This is a genomic window from Aeromonas sp. HMWF016 (genome assembly GCF_963878195.1).
GTDB classification, from domain to species: Bacteria; Pseudomonadota; Gammaproteobacteria; order Enterobacterales; family Aeromonadaceae; genus Aeromonas; species Aeromonas lacus.
Map to the genome: position 1 here is coordinate 1 of NZ_CAWNWX010000002.1, position 13,711 is coordinate 13,711.

General features: G+C 61.9%; 10 protein-coding genes. 6 read left to right on the forward strand and 4 right to left on the reverse strand.

Features of this window, described 5'->3' with window-relative positions; all coding sequences use genetic code 11:
* From AACS24_RS00040 to AACS24_RS00050, 3 genes are all read left to right on the forward strand, one after another.
* The coding region (locus AACS24_RS00040; protein WP_108571995.1) for a CPBP family intramembrane glutamic endopeptidase at window positions 1-628 on the forward strand (628 nt) is incomplete at its 5' end.
* 196 nt (window positions 629-824) lie between these two features.
* Entirely contained in the window at window positions 825-2,141 is a 1,317-nt protein-coding gene (locus tag AACS24_RS00045) for a sphingomyelin phosphodiesterase (RefSeq protein WP_108571996.1), read from the forward strand.
* Window positions 2,138-2,929 carry a hypothetical protein gene (locus AACS24_RS00050; protein ID WP_108571997.1) on the forward strand — a complete coding sequence of 264 codons (792 nt, stop codon included), beginning with the start codon at window positions 2,138-2,140 and terminating at the stop codon, window positions 2,927-2,929. Before AACS24_RS00045 ends, AACS24_RS00050 begins: the two co-directional genes overlap by 4 nt.
* Here AACS24_RS00050 and AACS24_RS00055 read toward each other — a convergent pair.
* Complete coding sequence (locus AACS24_RS00055; RefSeq protein WP_108571998.1) at window positions 2,913-4,133, reverse strand: DEAD/DEAH box helicase; 1,221 nt, start codon at window positions 4,131-4,133, stop codon at window positions 2,913-2,915. The genes AACS24_RS00050 and AACS24_RS00055 overlap by 17 nt on opposite strands.
* A gap of 146 nt (window positions 4,134-4,279) precedes the next feature.
* On the opposite strand from AACS24_RS00055, the gene AACS24_RS00060 reads away from it, so the two are divergent.
* On the forward strand, window positions 4,280-5,098 hold the full coding sequence (locus AACS24_RS00060; protein ID WP_108571999.1) for a transporter substrate-binding domain-containing protein: 819 nt from the start codon (window positions 4,280-4,282) through the stop codon (window positions 5,096-5,098).
* A 58-nt stretch (window positions 5,099-5,156) separates the two neighbouring features.
* Here AACS24_RS00060 and tpx read toward each other — a convergent pair whose 3' ends face one another.
* A complete protein-coding gene (tpx, locus tag AACS24_RS00065; protein WP_108572000.1) occupies window positions 5,157-5,657 on the reverse strand; it encodes a thiol peroxidase in 501 nt (166 codons plus the stop codon).
* A gap of 184 nt (window positions 5,658-5,841) precedes the next feature.
* On the opposite strand from tpx, the gene AACS24_RS00070 reads away from it, so the two are divergent.
* Entirely contained in the window at window positions 5,842-8,283 is a 2,442-nt protein-coding gene (locus AACS24_RS00070) for a zinc/cadmium/mercury/lead-transporting ATPase (RefSeq protein WP_108572001.1), read from the forward strand.
* A gap of 201 nt (window positions 8,284-8,484) precedes the next feature.
* Here the strand turns inward: AACS24_RS00070 and pulA are convergent, their stop codons facing one another.
* On the reverse strand, window positions 8,485-12,135 hold the full coding sequence (pulA, locus tag AACS24_RS00075; protein WP_258223028.1) for a pullulanase-type alpha-1,6-glucosidase: 3,651 nt from the start codon (window positions 12,133-12,135) through the stop codon (window positions 8,485-8,487).
* 265 nt (window positions 12,136-12,400) lie between these two features.
* On the opposite strand from pulA, the gene AACS24_RS00080 reads away from it, so the two are divergent.
* Window positions 12,401-12,814, forward strand: coding sequence for a hypothetical protein (locus AACS24_RS00080; RefSeq protein ID WP_108572002.1), 414 nt, complete (start codon window positions 12,401-12,403; stop codon window positions 12,812-12,814).
* 53 nt (window positions 12,815-12,867) lie between these two features.
* Here AACS24_RS00080 and dmeF read toward each other — a convergent pair.
* Window positions 12,868-13,711: CDF family Co(II)/Ni(II) efflux transporter DmeF (gene dmeF / locus AACS24_RS00085; RefSeq protein WP_258223029.1), on the reverse strand; the 844-nt coding region annotated here is incomplete at its 5' end.

Consider the following 13,711-nt stretch of genomic DNA (forward strand, 5'->3'; position numbering starts at 1 on the left):
CCGCCGGGCGACCATGGCCAGAGTTGCACTGATTGTCTGGTCGCTTGCGCTGACCCTGCACTTCATCCCCGGCTTCAGCAATCTCAAGGTGCTGGACAAGGTGCTCGCTGGCCCCGGCAGCGTGCCGTTCAACATGTACCTCAATCTGGACAAGCCGCTGCTGATCTTCGCCCTGCTGCTCGCCTTCCCGACCCTGCTCGGCAAAGGAGGGAGCATTCGCTGGCGTCCGCTGGCTCTGCTGATCCTGCCGCTGGCGGCGCTGTTCGGCATTGCCTGGCAACTGGGAGCACTGCGCCCCGAGGTGGGACTGCCCCACTGGTGGTGGCTGTTTGCCCTCAACAATCTGCTGTTCACCTGTGTGGCGGAAGAGGCGCTGTTTCGTGGAGCTATCCAGCAGGAGCTGGCAAGCCGCAGCAAACCCTGGTTTGCCATTGTGACCAGCGCCCTGCTGTTTGGCGCCATCCACCTGCCGGGCGGGCCCCTGCTGGCGCTCTTCGCTGCCCTTGCGGGCTGCTGTTATGGTCTGGCCTTCCAGCTAAGCGGCCGTCTCAGCGTCGCCATCGCAGTGCACTTCGCCTTCAACTTCGCGCATCTGGCGCTCTTCACCTATCCGCTGGCCCATCACTAACTCCTGCAGGCGCCCGACACGGGCGCCTTCTCGCGAAACGCCCTCTCTTCAAGCGTGCTGCCTTGCTCGCTTTACACCTCCACAAAGCTCCAAACAAAACCAATTCATTTACTTGTAACCAAAATGTAAACAAACTGACCTCTGCATTCGCCATAACAGTCACTTTCCATTGCCCTGCAACCAAAAGGATCCTGTGATGCAGAAAACCCTCAGTTATGCCGCCCTGCTACTGGTCAGCCAGTTCCCGCAACTGGCACTGGCCGATACCGATATCTATCTCACCAACAACAGCCCTGAACCGCTCCAGATCGATATCCGCCAAAGCGGTACCGGCCAGCTGCAACCGGGCAGTCAGTGGCTTCAGCACCGCACCGAGCTGGGCCCATGGGAGAGTGCCATGGTGCTCAGCTTCAATCGCTATGAGGGGGTCAAGGCGGGCAAGAGCTATCTGTTCGAAACCCGCGTGACTACAGCGAGTGGCGATGTCTATCGGCTCAACCAGCTGATGGAGGGAACCTGGTGGAACACCACCTTGCAGCACGGTGGCGAGACGCCGACCAGCGCATCCGGCTGGCAAAACGACAGGGAGATCCATCGCGTGGCAGGGCCACAAGAGCTGGCCTTTGCCGCCAAGTTCACCGGCCGCTACGACGATCTGCACTATATGATCACGCCCCCCCAAAAACGGGAGCAGCCGGAACCGGCAGAAAACAGGCTCAAGGTGGCCAGCTACAACGTCTGGGCGCTGCCGGTGATCGCCTCCAGCATCGGTGAGCGGCTGGCTCTGCTGCCAGAGCATCTCAAGGGCTATGACGCCCTGCTGCTGCAAGAGGTGTTCGATGGCCGCCGCGAGGGCTTTTTGCAGGCGCTGGCGAAAGAGTATCCCTACCAGACCAGGGTGCTCGACAAGCCCGGGGTCAACGTCCACGACGGCGGCGTGGTGATCGTCAGCCGCTATCCCATAGTGCGGGAGGCACAACTGGTCTATCCCCAATGCACCGGCACCGACTGCTTCGCCGACAAGGGGGTGATGTACGCCGAGGTGATCAAGGGGGGCAAAGCGTGGCACCTGTTCGCCACCCACACCGCCAGCTTCGACACCGACGAGGCGCGCAAGCTGCGCCAGATCCAGTTCGGCCAGATCCGCAATCTGGCCGCCAGCCTGAAGATCCCCGCCAGCGACACCGTCATCTACGGCGGCGACTTCAACGTCAACAAACGCAAGTTTGCCGACGATTACGCCGGCATGCTGGCCAACCTCAATGCCGATGAGCCGGGCTATGGCGGCTATACCGAAGCGACCTTCGATCCCAGGATCAACCCCTATGCCGGTGGGCCGCTCTCGGGCGGAGCCAACGTCGAGTATCTGGACTATCTGGTAGTGAGCCGTGAGTACGGCGCCGTACGCCACAACCTCAACACGGTCTGGATCCCCCGCAGCAGCGCCGCCAGCCTCTGGCCCGCCAGCAACCTCTCCGATCACTTCCCGGTCAAGGGAGAGATAAGCCGATGAAACGTTACCACGGCTTGCTGGCGTTGACTGTGCCGGCCCTGTTGCTGTTTAACCTGTTCGGCGAACAAACAACACCAGAGCAGCGGGCTCCGGCCAGCCAGCCGACCCGACCAGCCAACGTGGCAGCTCAGGTGCCGCTTTCTACTGTCGCCAGCTCGCAGGCCACCACAGCGTCGTCTGCTCGCAGCGAACCAGTGCCCGCCAGCTGGCGGGCTATGCCGGATGAGCTGAGCCAGCAGCTCGCCAGCGAGGTAAGCGACAGCGATCTGCCGCTGGCCGAGCGGCTTGCCAATCTGGAAGGGGCAGAGGCCCGCTGGCTTGGCGAGGGAGAGAGCCTGTATCGGCTACAGGGGCGCTATGCGCTGGCGCTGGAGGCGCTGGCTCAGGAGAGCGAGCAGTTACCCCTGGCCGAGCGACTGGACGCCCTCAGCCGCTTGCAGGATCAGTGGGCAGCAGATCACCCGGATCTGGCGGGCGAGCTGTTCAACCCGGATGCCCGCTTGCAGCAGGCTCGCCAGCTGTGGGGGGATGAGGAGCTGGCAACGCTGGCTCGCCACTTCCTGCCAGCAGATCGAGCAGAGGCGACCGTGCAGTTTGCCGCCAACCGCCAGCAACAGCTGGATCAGCGCAGCCGCTATCAGCAGCAGCTCGCAACGTTGGAACAGCAGCTGGCCGCCGCGCAGGGGGCTATGGCGCCTACCGCGTGGCAGCAGTACCGCGAAGAGCAGCTAAGCCGGTTCAGGCGAGATTTTTTCGCCAACGAACAGAGAGTTAGCGCCGTCCCTTGAACTGCTTGACGCTACGTTTGGCCTGAGTGCGACGATTGGCCTGCTTGTCGCGGGGTGGGCGCTTGCCCTCCCCGCTGGCTGGCTGGTCGGTGACCGGGAAGCCGGCCAGCTCACTCACCGGCAACTCACGTCCGGTAAGGGTGCGGATCGCAGTCAGCATATCGGCTTCACCATGACAGGTGAGCGAGATGGCGAGCCCGCTGCGCCCGGCCCGGGCGGTACGACCGATGCGGTGCACATAGACGGGGGCGCTGGCGGGCAGATCCAGATTGATCACCACCGGCAGAGCCTCCACATGGATGCCGCGCGCCATCAGATCGGTGGCCACCAGCACCCGAACCTTGCCCGCCTTGAAATCGGCAAGAGCCTGCTCGCGCACCTCCTGCACCTTCTCGCCATGGAGTGCCGCTACCGCGATGCCCGCCTTGGCCAGCTTTCTGGCGACGCCGTCGGCATCATCCCGTGCACTGATAAAGACCAGTACCTGCGGCCACGCCTGCTCCTTGAGCAGACTGACGAGCGCCGGCACCTTGCTGCTCTTGTTGACCAGATAGAGCCGCTCTTCGATATCGTCGGCCACGCTGTTGCGAGGATCTGCTTCCACCCGCTCCGGCTCCTTCAGCAGGCCGGTCGCCAACTCCTCAAGCTCGCCCGGCAGGGTGGCAGAGAAGAGCAGGGTCTGGCGCCCGACCGGCATACCGTTCATCAGCCACTGGATATCGGGCCAGAAGCCCATCTCCAGCAGGCGATCAGCCTCATCCAGTACCAGGGTGCGCAACCCAGCCAGATTCAGCAGTTGCTGACCCAGCAGATCCCGCAATCGCCCCGGCGTCGCCACCAGCAGTTGTGGTCCCTGCGCCAGCTCGGCCTGTTGTAGCTCCTGCGCCACCCCGCCACACAGGGTCACCAGCCGCACGCCCAGCTCATCGGCAAAGCCTTGCAGCGCACCGCTCACCTGTGCGGCCAGCTCGCGAGTCGGCACCAGCACGACACCCTGTACCTCTGGCATGGCGGGATCCAGCTGCTGCAGCAGCGGCAGACCGAATGCCAGCGTCTTGCCACTGCCAGTACGGGCCAGCGCCAGCAGATCCCGTCCCGCCAGCACGGCAGGGATGGCCAGTTGCTGCACCCGGGTCGGGGACTTGAGGTCGGTTGGCAAGGCTGCCAGCAGAGCGGGGGCGAGGGCGAGTTCGTTAAAGGTCATGGCGTTACGCAGATATCAGCTGAATGAAGAGGGGAAGGCGAAGTCTAGTGAGCAGGGAGAGAGAAGTAAAACCCAATCCGTTATGGCACGGCAGGGAGAGGGGGATGGCTACACTTGTCCTGACCCTATGCAAAGAGTGAGAAGCCATGATCAGACACATCCCCCTCCTGCTGTTGGCTGCAGCCCTGACCGGCAGCATCACCCTCGGCCTCTCCCGCAGCACGGCGAGCGACACTGCCACCACTCAGGCCAAACCGGTTCGCATCATCAATGCCCACCTTGGCGAGCTACCGGGGCTGATCAATGCCGACAAGACGGGCCCTTTCGTCGATCTGGTGCACGCCATCGACGATCTCTACCCCGATGTGACCATCAAGATCACTATCTATCCCCTCGCGCGGGCCATGGTCGGGGTAATCGCCGGCAAAGCCGATCTTGGCCTGCCCGCCATCCGCAATCTCAAGGATGTCGACATGCTGCCCTACCGCTTCAGCACCCGCAGCTTTGGCAAGGTGACCCATGTGATTTACAGCAATACCGCCAATCCGGTCACCACTGACATGGCTTATGGCATAGTTCCAACCAAACGGGATCTGCTGATCGAAGCCGTGCCCGACTATATGCCCTTCCCGGTACAGCGTTCGATGAGTATCGAGCAGTCACTGCGCAAGCTCTCTCGGGGTCGCATCGACGCCTTTATCTGGGCTCAGGAAGAGGCGGACCTCATGCTGAAAAATCTGAAACTGACCAATATTCACCGTGAATTCTTTGGCGATTTCGAGGATGTTTTCATCATCCAGAAAGGGGGAAACGGGGATGAAATGGACGAATTTATAAGTCGCGCCATCGAGCAACTCGCCGCCTCCGGCAAACTGGCCGAGATTTACGAGAAAATCCACCGACCCTATGTGGATTGGCAACCATCCCCGCTTGCCAGGGCTGAATCGGTAACCACCAAGCCCTGAACAGGCTCTCTCCCCATAAAAAAATCCCGCCAAGGCGGGATTTTTTACGCTCAGCCTCTTACAGCACGGCCAGCGCGGCGGCGTAGTTTGGCTCGTCGGCCACTTCGGCCACCAGCTCGCTGTGCAGCACCTTGTTCTCTTCATCCAGCACCACGATGGCACGGGCAGCCAGACCTACCAGCGGGCCGGAGGAGAAGGCCACGCCGTAATCCTGCAGGAAGGCGGCACCACGCAGGGTGGAGAGGGTCACCACCTTGTCCAGACCTTCGGCGCCGCAGAAGCGGGACTGGGCGAACGGCAGGTCGGCGGAGATGCAGAGCACGACGGTGTTATTCAGGGCGCTGGCCTGCTCGTTGAACTTGCGCACCGAGGTGGCGCAGGTCGGGGTATCGACGCTCGGGAAGATATTCAGGATCTTGCGCTGACCTGCGAAGCTCGCCAGGGTCAGGTCGGAGAGATCCTTGGCTACCAGGGAGAAGGGCTTGGCCTGCTCACCGGCAAGCGGGAAGTGGCCAGCGACGGAAACCGGGTTGCCTTGCAGAGTGACTGAGTTGCTCATGTGTTATGTCCTTTATTGGTGTAGTAAAAATCCGGGTGATCAGTATAGGGGCGGCGGGACCAGACAAACACCCGCGAAGACAAGGGATATAAAGGGGTTGACCTTGGACTTAACACCAAGGTTTAGACTCCTTCTCGGTAATCAGGGATCTCGCAGGGGCGGGATCCATCAAGAGGGACTCATCATGAGCAAATCCTGCTGCAATCATCAGCACGCCGCCCCCATCAAGGCCGTCAGCAAGGCGGCCCCCGGCCAGAGTGAGCATCACCACGATAGCCACTGCTGCGACAACACCACGCCCGTCAGTTGCTGTTCAACCCCGACGCCTCATGAGCACGCATCCCGTGACAGCAATGAATCCCCCGGGGATGAAGAGCCTCCCCGAGGAAGCTGTCACGATCAAGCGTGCTGCAGCGCCCCCTTATCGCCAGCTCACGATCATAAGCATGAGCACGATATGCCCCCTGCCGACCCGCTGATTGCACCGGTGCAAGGCAACAGCCGCCACAGCTGGCAGGTGTTGGGGATGGATTGCCCCAGCTGCGCCCGCAAGATCGAGACCGCCGTCAGCCGGGTGAGCGGCGTGCAGCAGGCGCGCGTGCTGTTTGCCACCGAGAAGCTGGTGGTGGATCTGGCCCCAGGTCTCTCCCCCGATCCCGTCACCGCCGCCGTGCTGGCCGCCGGTTTCCAGCTCAAGGGGGAAAGTGCTGACAAGCAGGCAGCTGACCGTAAGCAAGCTTCACAACAGCCCCTGCAAGGCAATCTATTCGGTAACTTTTTGGGCAAATATTGGCAGCCCCTGTCACTGGCCAGTCTGATGCTGGTCGCCGCCCTGCTGCCGAAAGAGCTCGGTCAGCCACTCTTTACCCTGGCGACCCTCTGGGGGCTGTGGCCCATCTCCCGCAAGGCGTGGGCACTGACCAAGAGCGGCTCCCCCTTCGCCATCGAGACCCTGATGACAGTCGCCGCCGTGGGGGCCCTGTTCCTCGGCGAAACCGCCGAAGCGGCCATGGTGCTGCTGCTGTTCATGTTGGGTGAGCATCTGGAGGCCTACGCCGCCGGTCGCGCCCGGGCCGGGGTCACCGCCCTGATGGCGCTGGTGCCTGACAAGGCGTTGCGGATCAGTACCACTGCCGATGGCGAAGTTCGGGAAGAGGTCGGCGCCGATGAGCTGCGTCCCGGCGACATCATCGAAATCGCCCCGGGCGCCCGTTTGCCGGCCGATGCCCGCCTGCTCGACGCCCTCGGCGCCTTTGACGAGAGCGCCCTGACCGGTGAATCCATTCCGGTGGAACGCCGCCAGGGTGACAAGGTGCCTGCCGGCAGTCTGGCTGCCGATCGAGTGCTGCGTCTTGAAGTGGTATCGGAACCGGGCAACAACGCCATCGACCGCATCCTGCACCTTATCGAGGAAGCCGAGAGCCAGCGCGCACCTATCGAGCGCTTTATCGACCGCTTCAGCCGCTGGTATACCCCGGCCATGATGCTGGTTGCCCTGCTGGTGGTGCTGGTTCCGCCCCTTGTCTTCGGCCAGAGCTGGGATGAGTGGGTTTATCGTGGGCTGGCGCTGCTGCTGATCGGCTGCCCCTGTGCGCTGGTCATCTCCACCCCGGCAGCGGTTACCTCCGCACTGGCGGCGGCAACCCGGCAGGGGGCCCTGATCAAGGGTGGGGCCGCACTGGAGCGATTGGCCCATATCGATACCGTGGCGTTTGACAAGACTGGCACCCTGACCCTGGGCAAGCCGCAGCTGACCGAGCTGGTGAGCCTCAATGGTCAGAGCAATGGCGAACTGCTGGCGCTGGCTGCCGCCATCGAGCAGGGCTCCCACCACCCGCTGGCCCGTGCCGTGGTGGCCGCCGCCAACGAGCAGGGGCTGGCACAGGTAGAAGCCCGCGATCTGCGCGCCCTGCCGGGCATGGGTGTTGAAGGCCGCATCAACGGCGAGCTGTGGCAACTGCTGGCACCGAGCCGGATAGCTACGCTGAGCAAAGATCAACAGGCCCAGATCGCCATGCTGGAGAAACAGGGCAAGACGGTGGTTGTGCTCTGCCAGAGCAGCAGCGAACAGGCTCTGCCGGTAGCCCTGCTGGCCCTGCGGGATCAGATCCGGCCGGAAGCGGCAGAGGCGCTGCAAGAGCTCAACCGACTCGGCCTGCAGAGCATCATGCTGACCGGGGACAATCCCCGCGCCGCCGAGGCCATCGCCGGTGAACTCGGGATGGGCTGGCGCGCCGGCCTGTTGCCGGAGGGAAAGGTCGATGAGATTGCCAAACTCGCCAGCTCGCAGAAAGTCGCGATGATCGGTGATGGCATCAACGATGCCCCGGCCATGAAGCGGGCCAGCATCGGCATCGCCATGGGTGGCGGCACCGACGTGGCACTGGAGACCGCCGATGCGGCGCTGACTCACAACCAGCTCGGCGGTATCGCCGCGATGATCCGCCTCTCCCGCTCGGCGCTGGCCAATATTCACCAGAATATTGCGCTGGCACTGGGACTGAAGGCCATCTTCCTGGTCACCAGTCTGCTCGGCATCACCGGCCTGTGGATTGCGGTGCTGGCCGATACCGGTGCCACCGCACTGGTCACCGCCAACGCCCTGCGCCTGCTGCGCAAGCGTTAAGCCAGCCGACAGCATCCCAGCCAAAAGCCGTCCCCCCACCGGGACGGCTTTTCTTTTTCCTCTCACGGTTCCCCGTAAAAGAAAAAGCGCGCCTGCCGGTCGGCAGTCGCGCTTTGCTTACTCTCTCGGATTATCCCACCCTTGGCGAGGTGGAATTCAACCCGGGGACGCCGAGCCATCCCCCGGGCTCAATGGGTTTACCTAGGGTGTTGAATCCGCCACGCTGACGCTCAGGGTCGGCTTCTCCTTGTCCATGGCGGTAAAGACAAACTTGTAGTTGCCGGCCTTGGCCAGATCGAGCCCGATGTTGCCGGTATCTCCACCCTTGCAAAGGGTCAGCGGGGTGCCGACCACCAGCTTGTCACCCGCGTTGCAGCTGCCGTAGTTGATGGGCCCCCAGCTGGCATCCGCGATCTTGACGTTGGTGGTCCCCAGCTTGTCGGTGCTCACCTCGGTGGTGAACTCGTACATGAAGTTGCTGCTGAAGGCCATCTGGTTGGTGTTGCCCCACTCATCGAGGAACCCCTTCAGATAGACAGCGGTGTTGCCAAACGGTGGCAGGGTGCTCAGGTCGGTTTTCTTGCCAAGCGGCAGACCCGCCCCCTGCGCACCGGACTGCGGCTTGACGAACACTGCGGCCGACCAGGCCCCCAGCGTCAGGGTACCGCCACTGACAGCGGCATCGCGGGCGATGCTGTTGCTGGCGTGGTGATCAGAGCTCAGTTGCAGACCGCTCAGGTCGATCGGCTGATCGTTGCCATCACGGAAATCGCTGATGCTCTGGCTCTGGTTAGTGGCATTGATCATCACCACCAGACCGTCGATGGCCGGATCCAGATCCGCTCCCGCATTGATGCCGTCATCCACCGTCATCACGATGAGGCCGGGCACCTGAGCCGGGCCGGTGTTGCGGAAATCGACCCGCTTGATCACCTCGGTACCGCTGCCCAGACGCAGCAGACGCGATGATTTGCGCAGCTCCGCCAGCTCCTGATAGAAGCTCACCATGGTCTCCATGTCGGTGCCGTTTGGCTTGCCATTAAGCGCCAGCACCTTCTCGATCAGCGGATAGTTGTCGCCATCCTTATCCTTGCGCGGCAACCCCTTGTCGACGTTGTTGTCGGCCAGGGTGTAGTCGACCTTGTTGTACCAGTCGCCCGAATCGTAGCTGTCCCGCTCCATGGACTTGGATCGCAACAGCTCGACACCGGCGTGGGTGAAGGGAATACCCTGTCCCAGCATGGCGGTAGCCAGCGATACCCCCTGCATCCGCACCAGATCGGCACTGGCAGGCGCCTTGTAGATCAGGTTGTCGAACAGGGTCTGGTTGTCGTGCTTGTCGACATAGTTCTGCACCTCCCCCGGATCCTTGGCATAACCGGCGCTCTGGCCGTTGTAGTCGATCTCGGAGCCCTTCTTCGGCACCCCGTCCTTGTCGGTCAGGACGAAATCCTTGAGGTTGCCCGCCATGCCAAGACGAACCAGATCCGCCAGATGGAGCGCCTGATCCCTGGTCACCTTGCTCGCTTCATTGGGGTAGACAAAGGCACCGTTGCCAAAGCCCTGAGTCTCGCGAATGGTATCGCCGCCGTCGAATGGACTGCCGCCGCGTACCGCATCGCGCAAGCGGTCGGAGAAGGAGCCGATGCCTGTGCCGCCCAGATGCTTCTGGGTCGCCTGCACGAAGCGCTTGTCATCCTGCACTTCGCCGAAGTTCCACCCCTCGCCGTAGAAGTACATATCCGGGTTAACCTTCTTCACTGCGGCCAGCGCCTGCACCATCTGAGCTTTCGGGTGGTGGCCCATCAGGTCGAAGCGGAAGGCATCGATCTTGTAGTCGCGAGCCCAGGTCACCAACGAATCATCCATCAGCTTGGCGAACATGGCGTGTTCCGGCGCCGTGTTGGAGCAGCAGGTGGAGTTCTCCACCGAGCCGGTCTCCGGGTTGAGGCGCTGATAGTACCAGGGCACTATCTTGTCGAGCACCGACTTGGGGCCGAGCCCGGATTCGTTGGTGTGGTTGTAGACCACGTCCATCACCACGTTCATGCCGATGTTCTGCTTGATGGCCTTGACCATCTCGCGGAACTCAAGGATGCGCTGGGTGCCCTCGGCATTGGTGGCGTAGGAGCCTTCCGGCGTGGTGTAGTGATAGGGGTCATAACCCCAGTTGAAGGAGTCGACGCCGCGCAGATAGCCGGAGAGCTCCTGCACCTGCGGGTTATCCTTGGTGTCGCCCGACTTGAGCGTATCCAACACCTGGCCGACAGTCTGGCCACCGCCGCAGTAAGTACCAAATCTGGATGTTTTCACATCCGGATTGACCTGACAGAGCTTGCTGAAGTCATCGCCGATATTGGCCACCTTGGCCGGATCCTCGTTGACAGTAGCGATGTCGAACACCGGCAGCAGGTGCAAGTGACTGACGCCACTCTTGGCCAGCTCCTGCAGATGTTTGACCGGTGCGGTATCGGTATCGGCCAGGCCGAGGAACTTGCCGCGATGCTCCAACGGGGTGGAATCATCGTTGCCGGTCAGATCGCGGACATGGGCTTCATAGATGGTGATGTCGGCGGGGTTCTGCTGGCTGTGGGGTGCCTTCAGGCTGTCCCACCCTTCCGGCTTGAGGGCCGGATCATCGAGATCCACCACCTGACTGAACTCGGAGTTCATCGCCAGACTCAGGGAGTAGGGGTCGGTCACCTCATAGTGCTCGACCTTGCGGCTCAGCGGGTGGTAAACCTCCATGTCGTAGCGGTAGAACTGGCCGATCAGCTCGCTGCACCCTTCGTAACTCCAGCTGCCGCTGGCGCTGTCAAAGGTCATCGCCACCTTGCGACGTTTCTTGTGATTGGCATTGTAGAGAGCCAGCTTGACCGACTTGGCGGTCGGCGCCCAGAGACGGAAGGTAACTCGGTTGCCATCTACCACGGCACCATAGCTGAGCTTGGTTGCCTCGGTCGCATAGAGGGCATCGAGGGCGCCAGCGCTCTGTACCAGAGTTGCACCCAGCAAAATGCCGTCAGCATCGGTACCGATAGCCACCAGCTCCCCCTTGAGCAGGGGCTTGAGATCCTTGCCGCTGGGCAGGGCAAAGGCAGCGGCATCCTTGAGATGCGGATATTTTGCCTGCTGCTCGGCGCTCAGAGTGGTAGGAGTCAGTTTGATATAGGGGAAATCAAATACCCCCTTGCTATTCGCTGTGATCTGCCCTGATGCTGCGTAGTAGAGGCGAACATGGGGCTTGTCCTTGCCCCCTTGCCAAATCAGGGTGTTGCCATCGATCAGATGAGCGCTGGCCCCTGCCACGCCAAACGCGGCGGTGAAGGCGTCGGCGCGGCTGCCAAACACCTCTTTCTTGCCCGCCACAATGGCTACGGTGCGATCCGGATGATCCTTGAAGATCACCTTCATGTCGCTGCCGGTCAAGTTGGCCAGATCGCCGTTGCGAGCGATAAAGTTGATGCACCCTTCCAGCTTGCTGAGCGGCACCACCCAGGCCGGGCCAAAGCTGTCAGCCGCGGCAGGGCTCTTGCTCTTGTCATCCCAACCGCTGTTCAGGCCGCTCGCCTCGGTGGCAGAGCAGGCCTCGTTGTTCCAGAGATGAAGGCTGTAGCTGGCAAAGGGCCCTTCGACACTTCTGGCCGCCACGGTCTGGGTATCGACCAGAGCAATCACCGCCTGATTGTTACCGGCCATCAGCAGCTCTTTGGGGGGATCTATCTTGGGCAGGCGAGCTACAGGCTCTGCCGGGGGCTTGGGGTTGGAGGGTGATGTGTTGTCATGACAGCCAGACAAAAGCGCGAGCAGTGAGGCTGTTACCAGCGCCACTTTGGTCTTTTTCATATCCATATTTTTATAATTCCCGCTGTGTAGTTAGTCTCGATAGTCGAGCACCCGGTCATTGCCAGGTGGTGCCATCTTAATCAGCGAAAATCGTTGCAAATGTGAGCAGACGGGCAGAAAAGCCAAACTTTTTCAACAAGATAACGTTTTCAGATGGAAACTTGGATCCGGCTCACAGACCCCGCGGCAATTTGGCTGCATATCTGACTAACGGTTGTCACCGGGTCGGGAAAAGCAATTTTCGATCAAGTGGATAGAGAAGGAGCAGGTGATGAAAAGGATTGAGGAACAGGCGCAACGACTGGATCTGGAGTACCAGGCGATCGGGCTGCTGTTCGACCAGTTTTGCCAGCAGGCTGGCACCCTGGCCGAACAGTATCACTTCTTCAACTGGCCCGACTATGAGGACTCACCTCCCCTGAGCCGCGCATTTACTCTGCTGGGAGAGCCCCGCGAACTGCGGCTGCGCTGCCAACCCGGCGAGCGCGGTGCCCTCAATGGTCTGCTCCAGGTGGTAGCCGAAGATGGCACCATCGATGCAAGCCTTGGCTTTGGTGCCGACGGACAGCTGCTGCTGGAGTCAGGCAAACTGCTCGACAACCCACCGCAACTGCTGCTCAAGCTGCTGCTGGGCGCGGTCTGGCAACACAAACCGCAGGAGGAGATCACCGGGCAACCGCACTGACATCAGAGAGCCAACGGAACTGAAACCAAGGGGCCAAGGCCCCCTGTTTGCTTTTATTCGGTCGCGATCTCGATGGTCACGTGCACCAGCTCTTCATGGATGGCGAGCCGCTCGCGGATCTGGTTGGCCGACAGGGGCGCCATCATCAGCAGGGAGAGCACGCAGGCATACTGCTGCTGCCCCACTCGCCAGACGTGAAGATCGCGGATCTCGGCATCCGGCAGCTCGGCAATCACCTCGCGGATCTCCGCCACCAGCGGGGCATCCATCTCGGCATCCAGCAACACCCGGCCGGAGTCGCGCAGCAGCCCCCAGGCCCACACCGCGACCAGTCCGGCACCCACTATGCCCATCAGCGGATCGAGCCAGTCAGCGCCCCACAGCATGCCCCCCACCAGCGCCAGAATCGCCAGCACCGAGGTGGCCGCATCCGCCAGCACGTGGATGTAGGCGGCACGCAGGTTGAGATCCTGATGGCCGTGGTGATGATCGTGCGAGTGATCGTGGTCGTGATGATCATCATGGTGACCATGCCCATGGCCGTGATGATGGTGGTGACCGTGATCATCCTTGAGCAGCCAGGCACAGGCGAGGTTCACCAGCAGGCCGACGATGGCGATGGCAATAGCCTGCTGGTAGTGGATCGGGCTGGGATCCAGCAGCCGGAACACCGATTCGAACAGCATCATGCCGGCCACCCCCACCAGCAAGAGGGCGCTGGTGAAGCCCCCCAGCACCTCGATCTTCCAGGTGCCGAAGCTGAATCTGTGGTCGCGGGCGAAGTGGCGGGCGGCGCGGTAGGCCAACACCGAGAGACCGAGCGCCAGTGCGTGGGAGCTCATATGCCAACCATCGGCCAGCAGCGCCATGGAGTTGTAGAACCAGCCACCGCCGATC